The sequence below is a fragment of the Colwellia sp. 6M3 genome, assembly GCF_014077595.1.
Lineage (GTDB): Bacteria > Pseudomonadota > Gammaproteobacteria > Enterobacterales > Alteromonadaceae > Cognaticolwellia.
Genome location: NZ_JACGWF010000044.1, coordinates 12,321 through 32,857 on the forward strand (window position 1 = coordinate 12,321; position 20,537 = coordinate 32,857).

The window sequence follows — 20,537 nt, forward strand, 5'->3', positions numbered from 1 at the left end:
CTCCTGATTCATTATTATTTAACGTAAGTTATAAATTAACGGTTTGATAACCAAAATGGCTACCAATAGCTGAAATATTGATTAAAGTAATTCTATTAGGTTGAACATCAATTTCAATCGATTTTTGTTGGCCATCTACCTGCATTTGCAATACTTTTTTACCTGAAGATGTATCGAAACGAATGATATCAACTTGGTCAGGCAGCGTGCTCCAACTGCGAGTATCGGCCTTTTCAGAAGCAATATTATAAATACTCGCTAAAATATTACCTACATTGCCAGCTTCACGGCTAAGTTTTTGGCGAACTTGTTCTTTGGCAACGACTCGCACGACTTGTCGGGTTAATAGTGACGGTAATTGATCTTTTAAATCTTTTGCCGCTAACGACTGAATTCGCACAATTTCATTCGTTTGATAACTTTGTCCCGCATTCTGAAGTGTAAGCTTATTGTGTTGCGATAAAGCTCCTTCATAAACAGGTAAAGAAAAACTGAAGAACTTTAAGCCATAACTGCTGCTACCTACTGGTAAGTTTAAGCCGACATCTTGCTTACTGTTCACAATATCGCGCTCAACAAGCACTACGATTTTACCTTGTCCTGTTGACTCTTTTGATTGATATTTTCCAAAACGTTGTTGAAAGCTAATTAAATCGTCTTGCATACCCAGTTTACTGGCCAACCTTAAAACATCCTGTTGCAAGTAAGGGTTTTCTGGATAAATTTCTATCGCACGTTTGAAGTCTATATATGCATCATTAAATTCACCACTGGCTTCATACAAAATCCCCGATAAATAAAAAGTGAAGGCATTTTGAAAGCCATTTTTTACTTTACCAATAGCCTTGTCCATATTCGGGTAACCACCTTGTAAACTGTCGGTGCTCATGCCTGAATTTTGCAGCTCATTTTCAGCTTTATAAATTTCGTCTTTATAGACTTTTAAAGCCGTTTCTTGCACTAAATTTGCGCGACGAATTTCAACTAACGCACCAGATAAATCATCTTGGAATAAGTAATTAAGTGCTTGATAACTGTGTAACATACCTTGTTCGTAATACGGAACTTGATAAGAGATAGCATTGTCGTTACTCACCACAGCGCCTAGTTTCTCAATACCTTTGCTAATTTGAATTTTAGCTTTATTGCGTTGTTCCTCAATCTCGATATACGCTTGGGCAAATGTTTGCTGGCTAGCTGACCAATTATTAGCTAAAAATTCTAACCGCCCTCTTTCTAGCAAACCTAATACATAGCTGCCATTGCTAGCTGACCGCTCGTTCAATAGACTTTGCGCCATGACAAAGTTTCCTTGACGTTGCGCTGCTTTCACTGATTTCATTTGGCTACTATAGCCTTGAAAAATATCAGCGAATTGCAAAGAGCTGCAACCAGGCAAAGCGATAAACATGACGGTTAAAAGAATGTGCTTAGCAAGTGATTTGATCATTTGAATTAATTTATTTCCGTAACATAATTCTGATGGCTTATTGACCCTATTATGCATCAATCGCCTTACGTCATTAACTACTTTGTTATACACAAAAGTAATCTTATTTTTTACCAGTAGCAATAATTACTTTGTGGTTAAAATGTAAGAATAACTTAATATACCGCTTAACTTGAGCATGAACATGCTAATAGCTATCATTGTCACACAACTAAAAAAAACATTAAACACTAAAATAAAGCACTACTTTTCATAAACTTAATTATCACATAAGAAAATATTAACTTTTATCATTTCAATTTCAACCGTAATTTTGCAAAGGTTGGGTTGTGCTCAGTAAAAATATAACGAGCACAGTTAATCCCTTGTGTTTGAACAATCTAGTTATGTCAAAACACTATCAATAACATTACCAGCTACGCTCAAAAAGGAATTAATAAAATGAAAAGTATAATTTTATGTACGGTATTTTGTTTAATTGCTTTTACTTCTTCGGCATACGCTAATATTGAAATATCAAAAGATCAATCAAGCTCTTTGATTAAGTATTGCCAGCTCGATGAATGTAAAAGCTATTTCAAAATGTATAAAAAGGCAGCTAGCCGAGGGCACGCAGGCGCCATGGCGATTTTGGGTCAATTTTATTATATTGGCTATGGCACTGAGCCCAACGAGGAACAAGCCATTAGATTTCTCAAGCGCGCTGCAAGATATGCTGACACAAGTGCACAATATAAATTAGGCGTGATCTACTTAACCAGTAAAGAAAATTATGATTTTGATGCTGCGATTAAATTTTTAAATAAAGCCGCAAAAAAAGACGATGAAAGGGCCAACCTTTTATTAGGTATCATTTATTACAACAATCAATTTACACCACAAAATTTTGTATTAGCCGATAAGTACTTAAGCAAATCATATCAACAGCGACACCTTAAAATTCCGGCGGTTATTGGTAATATTAAGGCCAACGTTTCGTTGGATAATAGTAATTTTCCTTTACTGTTTGAAGAGTTAAACAAAACCCCACTTTTAGTAGCAAACGATGGCGCTATTCAATGGCCAGAAGATGAAATTGAAGTATTAACCATTACCTCTCCACCTTTAACTAAGATCCTAACCGAGAATTTAATCGCTTATCGCAGAGCTATTACTACCACGGGCTCACGAATTCCAGGTAAGTCTTGCGGTGAGATCATCGGTTGTTTACAGTCATTGGGCGGAAATTTATATGGCTTGGCACCCTTTATTAAGCTCGGTGGTCTTTGATGTTTGATGCAACGCAAAAGTAATTAGCATACACAGTTGCAGTAATCGCTGAGCAATCTCGCACTAAGTTTTTTATTGAAACTGTATTGCTCTATCTCGTTCCATTTAGCTATCATAGCTTTAAAAATATCTACGAATTACCCAGCCAAAATGTTGAACGTGATGAGTATAAAGATGTACTTAGCGAGTCATTAGAACCATTGAATAAGTTTGTTTTAGGTCATGAAGTTTTTTACTGTACAGACAAGTAATGTGGCTCATTAACAGCGCCATAGTTACAAGACTATAAAAATACAGAGCACCATAAAACAACGGAAAATCATCGTTTAGATCGAGGATTTAATATTTATCACTCTTAAAAATGAAAACAAAACATAAAAATAAACTCATAATTTATAGCTACTTAACTATTACATAAGAAAATATTAACTTTTATCATTTCAATTTCAACCTTAATTTTGTAAAGGTTAGGTAGTGCTCATTAAAGCGTATAACGCACACGATTAATCACTAGTGTTTGAACTATTTATTTACATAAGCACTATCAATAACATTGCAAGCTACACTCAAATGGAATTAATAAAATGAAAAATATAATATTGGGTACCGTATTTTGTTTAATTGGCTTTACACCTTTTTCGTATGGTGTTGGGCAAGTAACAAAAAGTCAGTCGAGTTCATCTATGGACTATTGCCAACTTGACGAATGTAAAAGTTATTTCAAGATGTATAAAAAGGCAGCCAAAAGAGGCCATTCAGGTGCCATGGCGATTTTAGGGCAATTTTATTATAATGGTTACGGAACAGAGCCCAATGAAGATCAAGCTATTAAGTACCTTAAGCGTGCCGCTAGATATGCAGATACAAATGCGCAATATAAATTAGGTTTAATTTATTTAACCAGCAAAAAAAATTATGATCTTGACGATGCCATTAAGTATTTAGAGAAAGCCGCTAATAAAGACGATGAAAATGCTAACATTTTACTCGCAACCATTTATTACAATAATCAATTTACACCACAGAACTTTGCATTAGCTGATAAATACTTGAGTAAATCATATCAACAGCGCCACCCTAAGATTCCAGCAGTCATTACTAATATTAAAGCTAAAGTTTCTTTAGATAACAGTAACTTTCCTTTATTGTTTCAAGAATTAGCTAAAACTCCTCTAGTGGTGACTAACGACGGCGCTATTGAATGGCCTGAAGAAGAAATTGAAGTTTTAACCATTACATCACCTCCTTTAACACAGCTTTTGAATGAAAACTTAATCGCTTTTCGCAAGGCTATTACTACTACGGGCTCAAGAATCCCTGGTAAGTCATGTGGTGAAATCATCGGTTGTAATCAGTCATTAGGTCGAGACTTAAGTGGTTTTTCTCCAGGAATGTTAATGATAGTTGATGCAACTGGCTCAGGTGGTGGTGGTATTTCCGCAAGATAATAATTAGCCTTAAAAAGTAAATATAATCAGCTAAGTATTTTTCCTTGGTTGATTATATTTTTGATATTGAGAATGAGCCCTTTCATTTAATCATCTTGAGATATATTGGCATTCAACATTTGTTAAATGCTATGATTTAGCCATTAATGATGATCTTAATACGTTATTGTTAAACCAATACTACAACAAGGTTTTACCTTGATATGATGTTACATCTTGTATAAAAAGTATCATTAGCAACGCTTATGTAATGTCTCATATTCTGTTCATAAATGAACAAGTGAACATTTATCCGAACGTCCAATCATAGTAAGTTATTTAAAAGTGAAAATTAATGAATAAAACAATTCAATTATTATTTTTAACCATTACGCTTTTTATGGTGAATAGCCCTGCTACGGCTATGAAACTTACTCCATGTGATACCGACCAATGTGTCGATTATTTTAATAAATTCAAAGCAGGTGCTAAGCGAGGCCATATCAGTGCATTAACCACTATGGGTGAGTTTTATTATCACGGCTTTGGCACCAATATTGATAAAGACAAAGGTTTTTTAAACCTTAGAAAAGCTGCCCGACATGGTAATGTCAGAGCTTTATATAAAACGGGCTTGATCTATTTAAGCGATAAAAAATACAAAAATGTAAAAAAAGGTATGATTAATTTAGAAAAATCTGCACGAAAAGATTTTCTGAACTCTACTTTCTTATTGGGGATAGTGTATTTAAATAAGAGCTTTGGTTTATACAATCAAGAAAAAGCAGACAAATATTTAGCAAAAGCTTATCAAGATCTACATCCAGACCTACCAAAAGTTATTGATATAATTGAAGAGAAAGAAGATATAACGTCGGATAACTTTCCGTTGTTGCTGCAAGCAATGGCAAAAAAACCTGTGATAATAAATGCAAAACAAGAACGTGTGTGGCCAAAAAGCAACATCGAAGTTATTGTTATAGAATCACCATCTATTCAAGCTATTTTAAATCAACAAATAATCTCAATTCGTCGACCAATAATATCATTAGGCTCGCGTATTCCAAGTTATTCATGCAAAAGCTGTTATAGCACTTGGGGCGTTGATGGTTTAAAAGACTTTACTTTCCTTTAGGCAGACGTTTTTTAGATATTTTTATAATTCTGTTGGCTCGTGGCGCATCCTGAATATTTATACAAGAGTTCGTTCTCCATACTTCAGGCTCACTGCATTGTATATTTTCAAACGACTGTAGTGTTTGCTGCTCCAAGTTATATTTAATCATCTGGCTTTCATTTAATAAGTAAAGATCACCATCTTTTATATACCATTGTTCTAACGTTAAACTCTCAAGTGGCGTTTCAAAGAAATGATTTTTGTCATTAATGCTAACGCGCCAAATGCCAGGCTGAAAGTACTTTATATAATAAAAATATCCTGCATCTTGCACCAGTTTATAACCGTCTTTAATATAGAGTTGCTCAACTTGTGTTAACAGATCATATTGATAGATATCCGTGCCATCAGATCGGATTTTCGTATAAAAGAGTAAACCTTCATATATCACTGGATCTTGAGCATCAGGGATAGATGTTAATACTTTATATTGGCCATTATTCTCTTTATTTAGCACTAATACCCCAAATTGTGTTGTCATGGCAATACGGTTTAATAAGCCATCAACGTCATACGAACTGATGTTATAGGAACGATCTAAAACGGTAAGTTGTTTAGCTTCTCCACTATCGATACTGGCTAACCACAGTTGGTTTTTTCCCGATTGATTGGAAACAAATAAAAACTTTTTATTATTAACTTGTTTTGGCAAAGTCATATTGGCACCGTTGAAGTGACTGATGTCTTTAACTTTGTTGGTAAGGAAATTAACCAGTGTTAGGTTAGTTGAAGCGTACAAACCTTCCAATAAAAAAATATTATTTTCATGGGCCATTGGGCTATAGACCTTAGACGTAAAAATAGCATTTAATGACTCAACTTGGTTGCTGTTGAAATAGCTAACACTAACACCACCATATTCGTTGATGTAGGTTAATTTTTCATTGGTTAGCGCTACAGTGTAAAGAATATTTTTTATTTCTTTACGCCAAATTTCATTTTTAAAATCATCAATATCATAGAGTTTAATCGTCGTACTAAACCAATTAGCGGTGCTCAACGTCACCAAATGCTTTCTATCAGGGCTGGTCTGAAGAAAATAAATTTCGCTATCATCATTTTCACTTTGTTCAATAACGCTTTTTTTCCCCGATGCAATATCTAACAAGTGTATTAATGATCTACCATTCAGTGGCGATACTTCAGCAACTAAGACTGAACTGTTGGTGAGTGCTGCCATGGTTTGGCTTGCACTATTTCTATTACATGACGTTATGTTACTTACGTCGGATAATTGTCCTGTCGGTAGTAAAGATATTTTTTTTATCGAGCACTCATTTTCTGATTTATGCTGAAATACCAGTGTGTTGTCATCAAGCCAAATGGGGTGAGAAGTATTTACATCGTCAATCTTGTGATCAATAACGCTATTAGTACGTAAACTTTTCACTCTTAAAAACCAATATTCTTGACCCAAAGTTCTTGCCGAATATGCCAAATGGCTGCCACTTTGATTAATGCTCAAGTCTTGTTTTTGGGTGTCAGGGTCTACAATAATTTCTGTTTGGTAAATAAATTGCTCATTCGGACGACTGTCTGACGAGAAATACCAAATTGTCGATAATAGTAACAATAGGCTAACGGCAAAAATTAGCGGCAATATTGGGATGCTACGTTTAATTTTTTCGCTGGCTATTTGCGTGTCAGTAGCCGCTGAGTTTAGGCCGATATAGAGATAACCTTGACGATTAAGGGTTTTAATAAATGTAGGATTTTTAGAAGAGTCACCTAATTTTTTGCGCAAAATAGACATTACGCGAGCAAGGGAGTGATCCATGACGACGCGTGATGGCCATAACGCCAGCAATTCGTCTTTAGTTACAACAACTTCTTTGTGTTCAACGAGGTATTTTAATACTTGAAATTCTAGGTTATCAAGCGGAACTATATTTTGAGCATTATTGTCAATAATTAAAGCACTACTCAAGCAATCTAATACTATGTTTTTTGACAGTCTAATTTTATCCATAGTTCACCAGACAGTCACTCCTCATAGTAGTAATAAATTACTGTTTTCATAATATTACCGTAATTATTTAAATAATACTAAAGGTATATTAATGAGAAGTTTGTCTGAAGTAATCTTAGGTTAAAATGATGAGAAAGCCGAAACTCAATCAAGCCTGTTATAGTGATTTTCTCGCTATTAATAACCTTACTTAGGAACTTAAAAAATAGTGGCTAGTGGCTAGTGGCTGGAAAGTATACCGTCATCTATCCATGACAATAAATAATTCAATGCTAGCTGACTAATATCTTCGTTAGGGTTTTGTGATAACAGGCTATCACACAGACTTGCAAAGTCATGGCCGTTAAGCATCAGATTAAGCAAGTTGTGTTCTTGCTGCGATATTGATCTGAACTGGGTTAAACGTTCATTATTTCGCCATAGCAACCAAATATTAGCCGTTTGCTTTGCAGGCTCTGGCGCTTGCTCTTGCTTTAATGCTTGCCAAGTTTCTACGGTATTAAAGTTAAACATAGCAATTTGTACACTAGGGTGAAAACGAAAAACTAAACTAGGCCACTGTTCATGTGGAATTTCCAGCAAGCGCTCACGAGTATAGCGATTCGCGTCTTTTGCGTCAAACGCCACCATTAATAACCGCTCAAAATGAGCTAACTCACTAATCAATGGATAATCTTTAAACGGTGTTTGATTGGCAAGAAACATAGGTAAAGAATCAGCAAAATGTCTTAATGATGTTTTGTTCGATGGGTAAGCTTTAATATAGCCGCTGACCATTTGATCAAATAAGTCATCACCTAAATACATCCCCAATATTTGGTGATCATTATCAATAGTTTCTTTAAAGCGCATTTGATAAGCATTTTTGTATATATGCAAACGAGCTTCACGACTAATACCGCCATGTTCTGCAACATGTTGCGCAATTTCAGGTTTATCGTCAGTTAAATAATTAATCATCTGCTGCTGCAGAGAATGTAATGAAAGTTTACTCACACTATATTTGCTCTTATTCTTTTCATCATTTTTCACTCGTATAAGATTATCTTAACGAGCCTAACGTTTTCGTGGCAATATTGCGCGCAGTTTCCACTTCTGCTAATAATTCCGCTAGCGGTGGAATATTATCATCTCGTTCGATCATGGTACTTATCCAACCGAAACGTTGTAGTGCTTTTTCGTAGAGCTGCCAAACAGGATCGGCCACAGGGTGATCATGTGTGTCAATAACATAGTCGCCATAATCACTGTGCCCGGCTAAATGAAACTGTTTAACTTTATCTTTTGAAATACCATTTAGATAATCTTGTGGATTAAAATCATGATTACGAGCACTGACATAAATATTATTAATATCGAGTAATATTTCGCACCCAGAGCGACGTGCTACTTCATTGAAGAATTGCCACTCGGTCATTTCTGAATTTTTATAGGTTAAATAACTTGAAACATTTTCCAGCAGTATCGGCCGTCCAAGAAATTCTTGTACTTGCTCAATCCACTGACAAACATGGTTTAATGCTTCATCATTGTATGGCAAAGGTAATAAATCATGACTGTTTTTTTCGTGCGCCCCTGTCCAACATAAATGATCTGAAATCCATTCAGGCTGTAATTCATTAGTCAGTACTTTTAACTTACGTAAATAGTCAAAGTTTAGCGGATCGGTTGAGCCTATAGATAAAGACACACCGTGCATCACCATAGGGTAAAGTTCACGAATACTGTGCAGATAATGCTTAGGTTTGCCGCCATCTACCATAAAATTTTCTGAGACAACTTCAAACCAATCAATATTAATTTTATCATTAAGAACATCTTGAAAGTGCTCGGTTCTTAGGCCAAGACCAAAGCCAAGAAAATGTTCTGGCACAGGGACATTAGACAAGGAGAGCGATCGCTCTCCTGTCATATTGTCAATAGGTTGATTATTCGCCAACCGTACCTCCAACATCGTCACATGTTTGTGCCGCAAGTGCTACAAAACCATGACCTTTACATGATGCTTGACCTTTACAGGCATTTTCAGCCGTTTTGCAATCATTATGACCTTTACAAACATTTACACCGTAACAATGCGTTAGCTCAGCAGTATTAACTTCACCACGCCAATCATCTTTAACCGTGCCGCCAATATCGCCACAGGTTTTTTCAGACATAGCTACAAAGCCGTGACCTTTACATGAAGCTTGACCTTTACAGGCATTTTCAGCCGTTTTACAGTCGTTATGACCATTACATTTATTCACGCCGTAACAATGCGCCATTTCAGCAGTGTTGCCTTTTGCTGTTTTGTTAGCTGGCTCTGCTGATACTGCTGAAGCGCCCATTAAACCTGCAACAGCAAGTGCAACTGCCGCGCCTTGAAATTTAGTTTTAGTGTTCATATTATTCTCCATTTATTGTGTTGTATTAAGTATGTAAAAATTATTTATGCGTTAGGTAATACTTTTCGTTTGAACCAGTAATCAAGACTGACATAACGGCCACCACCGATAAAAAATAGTGCTAATAGCATAATGAAATATGTTGCAGCAAACTCAATACCGTTATTTAAAATGGTGATATTTCCGCTGCTGGTAAGCCACTCGTAGTTACCGTGTTCTTGCAAGATAGAAATTATCATCTCTTTCTTTTCAACTGTTGCCTCTACTCGTTCGTTAGCAAACGGCGCATTAGCATCTGCAATCGCTTGCCAACCATATTGTCCGTGTACAGATGTCATGGCTATGATCATGGTAAACATCATAGGAACAGCCATTAAGCGCACGCCTAAACCTAGCAACAAAGCAATAGCACCGATAACTTCAGCGCCTATAGCTAATATCGCAAGAATAAATGGAAATGGTAAACCTAATCCCCAATCATCATTACCAAACCATTGCACAATATTGTCAAAACCATCTATTTTATGCGTACCCGCCATCCAAAAAATAGGCACTAAATATAAACGCATTAAAAGTGGCGCAATGAAGTCCATTTTTTTAGTCGCATTTAAAATGCTGTAACCTTTTTCCAATATTGTTTTCACCATGTTATTTTCCTATTCGCTTAAATGTAATGTTTAATGTTTAATGTTTAATGTTTAATTCTAGTTCAAATCTAATTCAAAATTGCCTTGCCCAAATAATTGGATTAAATCAAAGTATGGGACACTGCTTAATTTGACCTTGTAAGTTCTATAACCATTTCATTATTTTTTAGCCTTAAACACACTGAAAAAAACCAATGATTTTTTTGAAATATAAATACGGTTTGTCAGTTCAACGTGATAAAAATTAATAAAATAGCGATAAAAAGTAACACTAGCATCATGTAACTTTATGTAAACACATGAAACTAAATGTAAAAAATATTATTTTGAATTTATGGGATATATTTTGATATGAGGCAGTAAACACTTAAATAATAATGAAATTATGTATAACTGAATAAAAATCGTTAAAAAAAAATAATTATTTATTTTTTTATTTAATCAAAAAATTCATTATTTACATGTTAATACGTATAAGAAATAGTTTTCTAACAATAAGTAGAGTGTAAAAAGTGCGTCAATGGCAGGGGTAAATGAGTGCTATTCAACAAATACTTTGAGAGTACAACATTGTTGCACTCTCAAAACATTTAGATAACTAAAGCTAATAAATAGCCGAATCTGACCAATAAATACGTGTTAATTTTTGTATTTTTTAAACTAGTATAGGTTTTACATTAAGGACTATAAGGTTTCCACTTCTGCTAATGCTTGAGTAAACTCAGGAAGCTCTAATTCAAAACATGCTTCGTTTTCTTGCCAATTAAGGCCAATAATAACGCCATCTTCGAGTAAGTCTTCAACCCAAAACTCCATCCATTCAGCAACAGATATAGCAGCAGGAACATAATCTGCCCACTCTTGTACACAATGACTTTTAGCCAGTGCTTCGGTTGACCATAGAGGCATAACCTCAGTGTTTTCAAAATTTACAGAATCAAGTACCACCCAGTCTTGGCTGTTTTTATCTTGCAGGGCCCAAATTTCTTGAGTGTCTTTAACTTGATTTAAAAATGACTTTAAAGTTGTTTCTGTGCTCATTGGTTTTAATACCTTAATAACGTTTTATATATTATACGTGAATTTTAATGCTAGCTGCTAGCTTGTTGTGACACAGAGATTTTCATCGGAAATTGCTGACATTAATGATGATAAATTCGCTTGCGAGTTTTCCGGCGCTAACCATGCGTTAATATGCTCAGGTAAAACAAGCACGGGCATACGATGATGGAACTTTTCACACAATGGATTTGGCTTAGTGGTTAGTGTTACCACTTGAGGTTGTGTGTTATTGCCATAATAACTTATACCTGCCATATATAAGGGTAACGCTTGCCCATGACTAAAATAATATTTTTGCTTTTTAGCGCCCTCTTTTCGCCATTCGTACCAACCACTAATAGGGATTAAACAACGATTTTCAGTAAAAGCCTGACTAAATGTTGGCTTAGTGGCTACCGTTTCACTTTGAGCATTTATTAATAAACGCTTTGACCATGAAGGCTGAATACCCCAACGCATATTTACTTGGCTCAAGTGCTGGTTCGACTGAACAATGGTGGCTATTGACTCACTTGGACACAAATTATTATTACTGTCGCTGTAAAAGTTAAACCCTACAGTGTCACTGACAATTTTACATAAAGAATGGTTAATAATATTAAGTCTGCCACACATGATATTCTCTTAATCTCTTGGATATATTCTACTGTATTTGTCTAAACGTTAAGGCTAAAGTTTAATGATTTACTAGGGCTTTAAACAAATACTATGTCTCGTATAAAATAGAGTATACCTATTAAATTAGCCATCTGTTAAGCTTCATCTATACATAAATAACAAACAGAATAATCATTGAAAATTGAAATTTTAAATAATATTTCAGACATTGCTGAACAAGACTGGCAGCGACTAAATACTGAGTCGTCGGTATTTTCAAATTATCAATTGTTTCAATGTTTAGAAGACAGTGGCTCAGTGTCTGACACCCAAGGTTGGCAACCCCATCATTTACAGTTACGTAATAACGATGAGAGTGAAATTAACGCTATATTACCGATGTACGTTAAATCTCATTCATGGGGAGAGTATGTTTTTGACTGGGCTTGGGCCGATGCATACCAGCAACATAATATTCCCTACTATCCAAAACTAGTGGCTACTACTCCTTTTACTCCGGTAACCAGCAATAAGTTGTTATCCAGTGAGGTTGTACTTGCTGACATTTTTAACGTGTTAACTCATCATTGCCAACATCAACAATTAAATAGCTGGCACTTATTGTATTGCTCACCAACGCAGCACCAAGCTAAAGATGTTTATCAACGAAACACCGTTCAATTTCATTGGCTTAATCATAACTACCGAGATTTTGACGATTTTTTATCACGTTTTACGGCAAGAAAAAGAAAAAACACCCGCAAAGAGCGCCTTTCAATAATACAACAACACATTGAAGTAAGGCGCATAATTGGCAAAGACATTAGTAAAGAAGAGTTAGACTTTTTCTATTTAACGTATCAACTAACTTATCTAAAGCGCGGACACACACCACATTTATCGTTTGAATTTTTTCGATCGGCAATAGAAAAATTACCTGAACATATTTTACTGATTATCGCTAATTGTAATGGTGAAGACGTTGCCTGTGCTTGGTTCTTTTTTGACGACAACAACTTATATGGTCGCTACTGGGGCTGTACTAAATCGTTTAATAATTTGCACTTTGAATTATGCTATTACCAAGGTATAGAGTTTTGTATTGAGCAAAAATTAAGCTTGTTCCACCCGGGTACGCAAGGCGAGCATAAAATACAACGTGGTTTTGAACCAAAACTAACCACGTCATACCATTGGATTAAACATGCGGGTTTTAGACCAGCAATTAAAGCTTTTTGTTTACAAGAACAACAGCAAATGCGGACTTATCAAGCACAGTGCCAACAGCTATTACCGTTTAATTCGAACGATGAAAATCGTTAATTACACCCTAGATAAAACGAGTGAAATTTTGAACATTCAATTCAACAGTAATTTAAGTCATAATTTGAGTAATAAATCATGAACAAACCTTTCTCCCAAGCCTGTGAAAATAATAAATCACCTATATTCGCTTTGTTAACCAAAGCCTTTAGTAAAAGTAAAAGCGTTTTAGAAGTTGGCTCAGGTACCGGACAACATGCGGTATATTTTGCACCAAACATGACGTGGTTAAGTTGGCAAACCAGTGATATACGTTTAAATCATGAAGCTATCAAGCAATGGTTACAGGAGTATCCTGCAGGGAACTTGCTATATCCGATCGAGCTTGATCTTAACCACCCATGGCCAATTGAAAAAGTTGACGCCATTTACACCGCCAATACCTTACACATTGTTAGCTGGCCTTTAGTTCAAGCATTCTTTAGTGGGGTATCTCAACATTTAAATCAACAAGGAAAGCTCTGTATTTATGGGCCCTTTAATTATCAAGGCAAGTACAGCAGTGATAGTAATGCCGATTTTGATATCTGGCTTAAAGAGCGTGATAGCCAAAGTGCTATTCGCGATTTTGAAGCTATAAAAGCATTAGCTGAACAAGCGGGTTTGTTTCTGGAACACGATCACGTCATGCCTGCTAATAATCGTTTACTGGAATTTACAAAGATAAGCTAAGTGATAAATATATTGAAACTTCACTGTAGAAATGAAAATGCGCTAATAATAACTAGCGCATTTTTTTGCTTTATAGATAAGTCTGGTTAAAACGCATTAGAGATGAGTTTAAATTGAAGTATGAATCCCTTGAATTAAAACATGCCCTTGGGAATTAAAGCGTGAACTTCAATGACTAATCAGGGATTTTTACTGTAATTTCAATTGTTTTAGCATCACCCGCCAACCACTTCTGTAAATATAAGCTGCCTACAGCTTCAGCTTTACCAGGTTCTGGCACTTCCTTAAATCGGATACTATTTTTATTCTCTTTTTCAAAAGCGAGCTTCACGGTAACTTCTGGCATTCTATTATCCTATAATTTAAATTTGGCTATGAATGATTATTAAGCTAAATCTAAACGCGTAATTAACCATGAAGCAATATCACGAATTTCAGTTGGATGAACACTATGAGCCATAGGATAAGTTTTCCAAGTAACCGGATAGCCGTGCTCATTAAGTAATTTATTCGCCATTTTACCTGCGCTTAGTGGCACTACATCATCATTTTCACCATGAAGTTGTAAAATATCAGTCTCACGGTTAGCTTCACTAAGTTGCTCAGGCAAGGCGTCAGCATTAGGTAAGTAACATGACAACGCCATAACGCCAGCAAGCTTTTCAGGGTAACGTAAACCTGTAAACATACTTACCACACCACCTTGACTAAAGCCGGCTAAAACAATATTACTTGCTGGAATACCTGCAGAAATTTGCTCAGAAATTAATGCTCTTACTTTAACTTCAGATTCAAGTACACCTTGCATATCAGCACGGTTATGCAAATCCATACTTTTAATGTCGTACCATGAACGCATAACATAACCTTGGTTAATCGTTACGGGTTGCTCTGGCGCATGTGGGAAAACAAAACGTACCGGATGGTTTTTAGGTAAGCCTAACTCTGGCACAATAGGTGAAAATCCTGCACCTGAGTCGCCTAAGCCATGTAACCAAATAACACAAGCGGTAGCAGGTAAAGTAGGTTCGATGGTAATTCGTTCTAATGGGGCAGCAGACATACTTCTCTCTTTATAATTGTTACTGTAAAAATGTCGATATCATAACGTGTCTTCGGTGCAATTAAAATATCCACTGACTAGGTAAAACAACAAAGTTAACCTGCGCTATTTTCAACCCTGTATTTAAATCAATGGCTTTGATTGATACTATCAGTTAACAGCAATAAAGTAGTTTGTATAAAGTAGTTTGTATAAAGTTGATTAAAAATGGATTTAAACGGGCTTAACCCTGTTAGAAGGACTGAACTAAACTAATGACATTAGCCAAAAAAAGCTTACTCGCCTTTACCTTTATTATTAGCGTAATTTTTCTCTTTATTGTGCTCGCTTACTTATCACGCGTAGCCATCATAAAAAGCTTAAGCGAAGAAAAACTTAAGCCTTACAACACCAGTATCGACTGTATAGATTTTACAATAAGCATAGATTTATCGGTAAAAATAAACCGTTTATGCCTGCAAACGCCACAAGCAGATCTTAAGTTCGAAGATATCAGCCTAACACTTGACTTAGCCGCTCAACAAAAAATTAAGCATATCAACATCTCTTCCATATCAATTCAGGGTACAACGACCCTTTTTAATACGTTAAAAGAGCCCTCACTGGACAATCAAGACCTTACAGCTAAGCAGCAACTGAAAGCTTATTTAACGCAACTTTCTGAGATTAATTTACCTTTTAGCATTAATGTTAAAGAATTTAGCTATTTACCTTTTGCACCTGAAAGCGTCACAGGCATCCAGAGTCAAACTAAGAGTCAACACTCATCAATACAAAAATACTATATCGGAAAATTTTCAGCGATAAATAATACGCTAAAGTTTTCAATCGCAGATCATCAACAAAATACCGTAATAAAAGCTAATATTTCTATTAACCAATCAATAGCAGCTAAACTTGCAAGAAATCAACTTCAGGTTGGCTTTGTAAGTCAGTTAGCCCCCTTAAAACAATTTTTATTAGCACATGAACTTCCCTTACCACCTGCAACATTAAAGACAATAGAATCGATAGCCGTTAATGGCGATTTTGAAAGTGAACTACATTATCAAGCAGAGCAATTATCTTTATCGAGTCAATTAAAAGCATTATCGATATCATCAATTGAGGGTGTTAAAAACAGTGGCCCATTTGCACTAACTGGCGCACTTAACCTATATAGCAAAATAAATTTAGCGTCAGATAATACATCGACTGAACCATCGATTAATCCAGCAACAATACTTGATATTGAATTTCAAAAAGAAAACAGTTTACAGGCACAATTTAGTCATCAACATTTACTTAATTACCTTAGCAAAACATCACTTTCTCCAGAACTTATTACGCTTTTAAACGACAACGTTATTGAGCAAGTCATAGTGAATCCATATGGTAATTTATCCTATGATTTAAATGAAAAAAGGCTTTTATTAACCGCCGTAACGTTCAACTTAGCGATTAAAAATAATGAAACCAAGGTTAATCAGCTTGCCTTAAGTAATATTAATATAAACTTAAATCATTATTTACAAAGCGAGAACAGCCTCCTTCCTCAGAGCTTATCCACCCAAGTAGAAGCCAATAAATCACAACAAAATCAATTGAGCAGTACAGGCAATGATAATAACCAACAAAAAACATTAGATGAAATATTGCCAACGGCTGAATTAGATTTTAAGTTTGAAATGCCCTTACTTATTTCAGCACTGAAAGGCTTTACTCATTCGCCAGTAATACTAAATCTACAAGGTGCTATGCGCCAAGAACAAACAAAAATCATCGTAAGCTTTGACGACAGTTCCACACTGACTAGCAACAAAATATCAATACCTGCAAACCAAATAGCAACAAATAATAAACAACTGACAATCAAACAAGTTGCTATGCAAATACAGGGTAACATCACAACAAACATGCCTGGGCAAGTAAAAAATAGCGTTCAGAGCAATGACCAATTAGAAGTAAAACAGAGCATTGATGTTAATCTACATTTGAATAGTCAGGTTAATAAATTACGCTATGCAAATGTGGTTGAAATCAACTCATTGTCTATTAATAGCAATATTATCGGTAATATCGATGATATTAAAATACATGCTGCTGTTATTGCCGACAACGTACCTCTGGGGAACCTAGTGGTATCCGGTGCAGTCAACAAACCTAAACTGGAATTAACAGCAAAACAATTGCCACTTACCGACCTACTCGCGCTCAATATTAAATTACCCACAGATGTAAAATTAGTTGAAGGTACATTAAGTTACCGTGTGAAAGGTCAAATAACGGATTTAAATAATGTTCAAAACTCAACTTTAGATTTATCTGTTGATGTGGCGTCACTCAGTGGTGAAATAGCCAATATTTGGGTACAAGAGTTAAATTGGCAGCAAAATTTTCAACTTTTAAATGGTGTGTTAACTTCACTGAGCGAACAAAACTCTCCCGCTCAAGAGAATCTTACGGTTGCATTAATAGATACGCCGACACCAATCTCAAAGCTTTCAATTAATACCAGTTGGCATTATGAAAGAGAATTTAAAATTTCAGCCACCAAACTCAGTGGTGATATTTTAGGCGGTAGTTTCGCTATTCCCAAAATTCAATGGCCTCTCGATTATAAACATTCAGTTGACGTTCAGCTTACTCATATAGACTTAGCACAAGTATTGGCGTTAGACGAAAAGCAAGGTATTGTAGTTACAGGCAATATTTCAGGGCATTTACCTATTTTTTATGATGGCGAAAAGTACACTATGGAAAATGGAGAACTACATAATGTCAGTAATGGCCTAATACAAATAATGAATAATCCGGCGGTGTCAAAACTTAAGGCCAGTAATACCCAATTGCAGTTAGCTTTTGATGCGTTACAGAATTTACACTACAACCAACTATCTTCTGATGTTTCGATGGCAGACGATGGCTATATGTTATTGGAAACCGTTATTAAAGGTCGCAACCCTGACATCGATAATGATGTAAACCTCAACTTAAATTTAAGTTATGACTTACTAGGCTTGCTGGAATCAATGTCAATTACCAAGCAATTTGAAGAGAAAATCATCAAAGGTTTACAAATAAATAAGGAGTAAATATGAATAAAATACTAACCACATTTTTAGCTATGGTTATAATCAGTGGCTGTACTCACCGGGTAGAAGTTAGCGCCAAAGAACCCATCACGATTAATTTAAATTTAAAAATTGATCATGAGATTAAAGTGAAAGTTGATAGACAGCTTGATGACATTTTTAGTGACAATAGCGACGTATTTTAAGGAGTAATTAATGAGCAAACTTATAAGTAACATAACCATGAACATAGCCAAAAAGTTTATTTTTACACTATTTGCCACCACAATGGCTTTTTCTGCTTGGGCTGTTTCACTTGACGATGCTAAACAACAAGGCCTCATTGGCGAAATGAAAAATGGATACTTAGGTGTAGTGGTCAACAGTACTGAAACACAAAGCTTAGTTAATCATATTAACGAAAAACGTAAAAATATTTATCTAAATTTAGCACGTAAAAATGAAATCACTATGGAGCAAGTAATGGCATTAGCAGGAGAGAAAGCCATTATTAAAACTCAATCAGGTCATTTTATTCAAAATTCGGCAGGACAATGGGTTAAGAAGTAATAGACTTTTTAACCTTATCAGGGGGTGGATCAGCCCCCTTTTTATTTAACTCTACCCGATTCAATATGCTTTTAATCAAAATGTACGCCAATTAATATCTATCACTGCATTTATTAACTCAATTACTTTAATCGACTGAGTAAGCTTGGCATTGATGTTAATCAGAATTCATATGATCAGTCAAAAATTCAAGAACCCTTTTGTGACGCATTTTAACTGCTGAGAGTTTCATCTCACAAATATCAGCAATTTCCTGAAAATCTAAACCCGTACGGTAACGTAACAACATAATATTACGATCATCAAAAGATAGACTCTCTAACATTGTTGAAATTAACGTGGTTATGTCGTTTTCTTCAGGTTGTTTAGCTTCCAGGCTATCGAGGTAATCATCATCGTATTGCATTATATCCCAACGACGTTCTCTCATTTTATTTATGCACTCATGATGTGCAATTTTAAATAGCCAAGATTGAAATGACACTAACCACTTAAACCCTTTCAAATTTGTCAGAGCCTTAATGATAGTTTCTTGTACTGCTTCTTCAGCATCAGACTGATTACCAAGCACCTTAATACAATAACCTTTTAATTTAGGCAAGTATGGTGTGACCAGCTGTTGAAAAAACTGCGTGTCATAAGGTAACCCCTCTTGCACTAAAGCAACGAGTTGGCGTTCGTTAAACGAATTCAAATCAACAGTTACCTATTGCTTAGTAACTTTGTTCGCTAATAAAAAAGTATTAGGTACGGTAATGATCGTTTCGTTTTCCCCTATAACCTTAGTAGCAACACTGCCAATAGAAACAAGAGCGCCTTTTACTTCCTGTACTTCAATATTATCGCCTGTTTGATACATATCCCTAAGATAAACGCCCGCAACAATCTCTTGTGCCATAGACTTTGTACCTATACCTAAAGAAATGGCAGCAGCTAAACCAACACTGGCAATTATTACTGAAATAATACTATTTAATAGCCATACATCTACATCAAGTTGTGTGATAGAAAGTGATACCGTTATGATGATAATTATTCCACGACAAACCTCTGCCACAGAACGACCATAGTCAACACCCGTATTTTTTGAGGTGATTTTTACCGCGTTATAAACAATTTGCGCGGCAAAAAAACCACAAAGTAAGACGGCTAATGCAGCGAGTAGCTTAGGTAAAAACAATACAAGTGTATCAATTAAGCCCGACAACATATCAAGGCCGACTATATCTAACGCAGCTAATAAAAATATTAGAAAAATAAAGAAAGAAATAAGACTGGCTACAACTTGGCTACCTTGAACTTTTAAATCCATTTTTTTTAGCAAAGCTTCTAAACCGAGTTTGTCTAAAAAGGTATTAAAACCAATTTTGATTAATGACTTATTCAGCAAGCCTTTAATTATGTTTGCAATAACCCAACCAACCAGCAAAAATAAAAGAGCTACAATTAAGTCCGGCATAAAGGTAACAATTTTATGCCATATGGCGATAAGCCCATTATAAGTTTTATCGGTAATGTTTTCAGTGTCCATTACTTTTCCCTCTAGTATCAGCCTTATTATTTAATGTTGGCTTTAATACATTGATAAATAAACCAGCAAATACCACCCAAATAGAGGCCATACCCAGCGAAATTAAATCTTTACTGCCCTGTTGTACATTGGCTGAAGTCTCAGCACGTTTAAATAATTCTTCATCTGACGTAACAAAAGAAATATCATCTTCACATTGAAGCGCTTCTGTCAGATTTTGTTCTATGTTGTTCATCTTTTTCCCCTAGCTATAACTTTGCTGCCATTAATAACAACGATTTTTAAAGTAAAAAGTCACAATAATTTTATTTTTTTTAGTGACAAAAATAAGCACAGCATG

The 20,537-nt window shown here is 35.3% G+C and carries 21 protein-coding genes; 8 read left to right on the forward strand and 13 right to left on the reverse strand.

All coding sequences use genetic code 11. The features are described 5' to 3' along the window. Positions 1 to 28: 28 nt before the first annotated feature. Entirely contained in the window at positions 29 to 1,507 is a 1,479-nt protein-coding gene (locus tag H4J50_RS10990; protein ID WP_259366230.1) for a COG3014 family protein, read from the reverse strand. A 384-nt stretch (positions 1,508 to 1,891) separates the two neighbouring features. On the opposite strand from H4J50_RS10990, the gene H4J50_RS10995 reads away from it, so the two are divergent. From H4J50_RS10995 to H4J50_RS11005, 3 genes are all read left to right on the forward strand, one after another. Next, entirely contained in the window at positions 1,892 to 2,719 is an 828-nt protein-coding gene (locus H4J50_RS10995; RefSeq protein WP_182256383.1) for a tetratricopeptide repeat protein, read from the forward strand. Between the two features lie 584 nt (positions 2,720 to 3,303). Then, positions 3,304 to 4,167: a tetratricopeptide repeat protein gene (locus tag H4J50_RS11000; RefSeq protein WP_182256385.1), complete on the forward strand. Its 864-nt coding sequence runs from the start codon at positions 3,304 to 3,306 to the stop codon at positions 4,165 to 4,167. 334 nt (positions 4,168 to 4,501) lie between these two features. Then, positions 4,502 to 5,281: a tetratricopeptide repeat protein gene (locus tag H4J50_RS11005; protein ID WP_108456509.1), complete on the forward strand. Its 780-nt coding sequence runs from the start codon at positions 4,502 to 4,504 to the stop codon at positions 5,279 to 5,281. Here H4J50_RS11005 and H4J50_RS11010 read toward each other — a convergent pair. The 7 genes from H4J50_RS11010 to H4J50_RS11040 form a co-directional block, all read right to left on the reverse strand. Then, positions 5,268 to 7,292, reverse strand: coding sequence for a winged helix-turn-helix domain-containing protein (locus H4J50_RS11010; RefSeq protein ID WP_182256387.1), 2,025 nt, complete (start codon positions 7,290 to 7,292; stop codon positions 5,268 to 5,270). The genes H4J50_RS11005 and H4J50_RS11010 overlap by 14 nt on opposite strands. A gap of 219 nt (positions 7,293 to 7,511) precedes the next feature. Further along, the gene (locus tag H4J50_RS11015; RefSeq protein WP_182256389.1) at positions 7,512 to 8,288 is read right to left on the reverse strand and encodes a DNA-binding domain-containing protein; all 777 of its coding nucleotides are present in this window, start codon (positions 8,286 to 8,288) and stop codon (positions 7,512 to 7,514) included. A gap of 46 nt (positions 8,289 to 8,334) precedes the next feature. Then, positions 8,335 to 9,204 (reverse strand): DUF692 domain-containing protein, encoded by an 870-nt coding sequence (locus tag H4J50_RS11020; protein ID WP_182256408.1) that lies wholly within the window; start codon positions 9,202 to 9,204, stop codon positions 8,335 to 8,337. A gap of 16 nt (positions 9,205 to 9,220) precedes the next feature. Then, positions 9,221 to 9,679, reverse strand: a complete 459-nt coding sequence (locus H4J50_RS11025; RefSeq protein WP_108456512.1) for a hypothetical protein — start codon at positions 9,677 to 9,679, stop codon at positions 9,221 to 9,223. 44 nt (positions 9,680 to 9,723) lie between these two features. Further along, positions 9,724 to 10,326: a DoxX family protein gene (locus H4J50_RS11030; protein ID WP_108456513.1), complete on the reverse strand. Its 603-nt coding sequence runs from the start codon at positions 10,324 to 10,326 to the stop codon at positions 9,724 to 9,726. 684 nt (positions 10,327 to 11,010) lie between these two features. After that, the gene (locus H4J50_RS11035) at positions 11,011 to 11,367 is read right to left on the reverse strand and encodes a DUF2750 domain-containing protein (RefSeq protein WP_182256391.1); all 357 of its coding nucleotides are present in this window, start codon (positions 11,365 to 11,367) and stop codon (positions 11,011 to 11,013) included. 57 nt (positions 11,368 to 11,424) lie between these two features. Next, a complete protein-coding gene (locus tag H4J50_RS11040; protein WP_182256393.1) occupies positions 11,425 to 12,003 on the reverse strand; it encodes an SOS response-associated peptidase in 579 nt (192 codons plus the stop codon). Positions 12,004 to 12,180: 177 nt separating this feature from the next. On the opposite strand from H4J50_RS11040, the gene H4J50_RS11045 reads away from it, so the two are divergent. Both H4J50_RS11045 and H4J50_RS11050 read left to right on the forward strand, forming a co-directional pair. Further along, entirely contained in the window at positions 12,181 to 13,308 is a 1,128-nt protein-coding gene (locus H4J50_RS11045) for a GNAT family N-acetyltransferase (protein ID WP_182256395.1), read from the forward strand. Positions 13,309 to 13,386: 78 nt separating this feature from the next. Then, on the forward strand, positions 13,387 to 13,980 hold the full coding sequence (locus H4J50_RS11050) for a DUF938 domain-containing protein (RefSeq protein ID WP_108456517.1): 594 nt from the start codon (positions 13,387 to 13,389) through the stop codon (positions 13,978 to 13,980). A gap of 175 nt (positions 13,981 to 14,155) precedes the next feature. Here the strand turns inward: H4J50_RS11050 and H4J50_RS11055 are convergent, their stop codons facing one another. Both H4J50_RS11055 and H4J50_RS11060 read right to left on the reverse strand, forming a co-directional pair. Then, on the reverse strand, positions 14,156 to 14,326 hold the full coding sequence (locus H4J50_RS11055; protein ID WP_182256397.1) for a hypothetical protein: 171 nt from the start codon (positions 14,324 to 14,326) through the stop codon (positions 14,156 to 14,158). A gap of 39 nt (positions 14,327 to 14,365) precedes the next feature. Beyond that, complete coding sequence (locus tag H4J50_RS11060) at positions 14,366 to 15,043, reverse strand: alpha/beta hydrolase (RefSeq protein WP_182256399.1); 678 nt, start codon at positions 15,041 to 15,043, stop codon at positions 14,366 to 14,368. A 254-nt stretch (positions 15,044 to 15,297) separates the two neighbouring features. Here H4J50_RS11060 and H4J50_RS11065 point away from each other — a divergent pair, with 254 nt between their 5' ends. The 3 genes from H4J50_RS11065 to H4J50_RS11075 are packed head-to-tail and all read left to right on the forward strand — an operon-like array spanning position 15,298 to position 18,666. Beyond that, a complete protein-coding gene (locus tag H4J50_RS11065; protein WP_182256401.1) occupies positions 15,298 to 18,117 on the forward strand; it encodes a YdbH domain-containing protein in 2,820 nt (939 codons plus the stop codon). Between the two features lie 2 nt (positions 18,118 to 18,119). Further along, the gene (locus H4J50_RS11070) at positions 18,120 to 18,302 is read left to right on the forward strand and encodes a YnbE family lipoprotein (RefSeq protein WP_108456520.1); all 183 of its coding nucleotides are present in this window, start codon (positions 18,120 to 18,122) and stop codon (positions 18,300 to 18,302) included. A gap of 37 nt (positions 18,303 to 18,339) precedes the next feature. Beyond that, positions 18,340 to 18,666 carry a YdbL family protein gene (locus H4J50_RS11075; protein ID WP_182256410.1) on the forward strand — a complete coding sequence of 109 codons (327 nt, stop codon included), beginning with the start codon at positions 18,340 to 18,342 and terminating at the stop codon, positions 18,664 to 18,666. Positions 18,667 to 18,823: 157 nt separating this feature from the next. Here H4J50_RS11075 and sigX read toward each other — a convergent pair whose 3' ends face one another. From sigX to H4J50_RS11090, 3 genes are read right to left on the reverse strand one after another with little or no spacing between them, the layout of a single operon-like run. Beyond that, complete coding sequence (sigX, locus tag H4J50_RS11080; RefSeq protein WP_108456521.1) at positions 18,824 to 19,360, reverse strand: RNA polymerase sigma factor SigX; 537 nt, start codon at positions 19,358 to 19,360, stop codon at positions 18,824 to 18,826. A gap of 12 nt (positions 19,361 to 19,372) precedes the next feature. Continuing rightward, positions 19,373 to 20,197: a mechanosensitive ion channel family protein gene (locus H4J50_RS11085; RefSeq protein ID WP_182256403.1), complete on the reverse strand. Its 825-nt coding sequence runs from the start codon at positions 20,195 to 20,197 to the stop codon at positions 19,373 to 19,375. Then, complete coding sequence (locus H4J50_RS11090) at positions 20,187 to 20,432, reverse strand: hypothetical protein (RefSeq protein WP_182256405.1); 246 nt, start codon at positions 20,430 to 20,432, stop codon at positions 20,187 to 20,189. Before H4J50_RS11090 ends, H4J50_RS11085 begins: the two co-directional genes overlap by 11 nt. Positions 20,433 to 20,537 lie beyond the last annotated feature (105 nt).

Coding starts and splice junctions, on each gene's coding strand:
- H4J50_RS10990 (WP_259366230.1), bottom strand. CDS start 1,507: ATGCATAATAGGGTCAATAAGCCATCAGAATTATGTTACGGAAATAAA.
- H4J50_RS10995 (WP_182256383.1), top strand. CDS start 1,892: ATGAAAAGTATAATTTTATGTACGGTATTTTGTTTAATTGCTTTTACT.
- H4J50_RS11000 (WP_182256385.1), top strand. CDS start 3,304: ATGAAAAATATAATATTGGGTACCGTATTTTGTTTAATTGGCTTTACA.
- H4J50_RS11005 (WP_108456509.1), top strand. CDS start 4,502: ATGAATAAAACAATTCAATTATTATTTTTAACCATTACGCTTTTTATG.
- H4J50_RS11010 (WP_182256387.1), bottom strand. CDS start 7,292: ATGGATAAAATTAGACTGTCAAAAAACATAGTATTAGATTGCTTGAGT.
- H4J50_RS11020 (WP_182256408.1), bottom strand. CDS start 9,204: ATGACAGGAGAGCGATCGCTCTCCTTGTCTAATGTCCCTGTGCCAGAA.
- H4J50_RS11025 (WP_108456512.1), bottom strand. CDS start 9,679: ATGAACACTAAAACTAAATTTCAAGGCGCGGCAGTTGCACTTGCTGTT.
- H4J50_RS11030 (WP_108456513.1), bottom strand. CDS start 10,326: ATGGTGAAAACAATATTGGAAAAAGGTTACAGCATTTTAAATGCGACT.
- H4J50_RS11035 (WP_182256391.1), bottom strand. CDS start 11,367: ATGAGCACAGAAACAACTTTAAAGTCATTTTTAAATCAAGTTAAAGAC.
- H4J50_RS11040 (WP_182256393.1), bottom strand. CDS start 12,003: ATGTGTGGCAGACTTAATATTATTAACCATTCTTTATGTAAAATTGTC.
- H4J50_RS11050 (WP_108456517.1), top strand. CDS start 13,387: ATGAACAAACCTTTCTCCCAAGCCTGTGAAAATAATAAATCACCTATA.
- H4J50_RS11055 (WP_182256397.1), bottom strand. CDS start 14,326: ATGCCAGAAGTTACCGTGAAGCTCGCTTTTGAAAAAGAGAATAAAAAT.
- H4J50_RS11060 (WP_182256399.1), bottom strand. CDS start 15,043: ATGTCTGCTGCCCCATTAGAACGAATTACCATCGAACCTACTTTACCT.
- H4J50_RS11065 (WP_182256401.1), top strand. CDS start 15,298: ATGACATTAGCCAAAAAAAGCTTACTCGCCTTTACCTTTATTATTAGC.
- H4J50_RS11070 (WP_108456520.1), top strand. CDS start 18,120: ATGAATAAAATACTAACCACATTTTTAGCTATGGTTATAATCAGTGGC.
- H4J50_RS11075 (WP_182256410.1), top strand. CDS start 18,340: ATGAACATAGCCAAAAAGTTTATTTTTACACTATTTGCCACCACAATG.
- H4J50_RS11085 (WP_182256403.1), bottom strand. CDS start 20,197: ATGGACACTGAAAACATTACCGATAAAACTTATAATGGGCTTATCGCC.
- H4J50_RS11090 (WP_182256405.1), bottom strand. CDS start 20,432: ATGAACAACATAGAACAAAATCTGACAGAAGCGCTTCAATGTGAAGAT.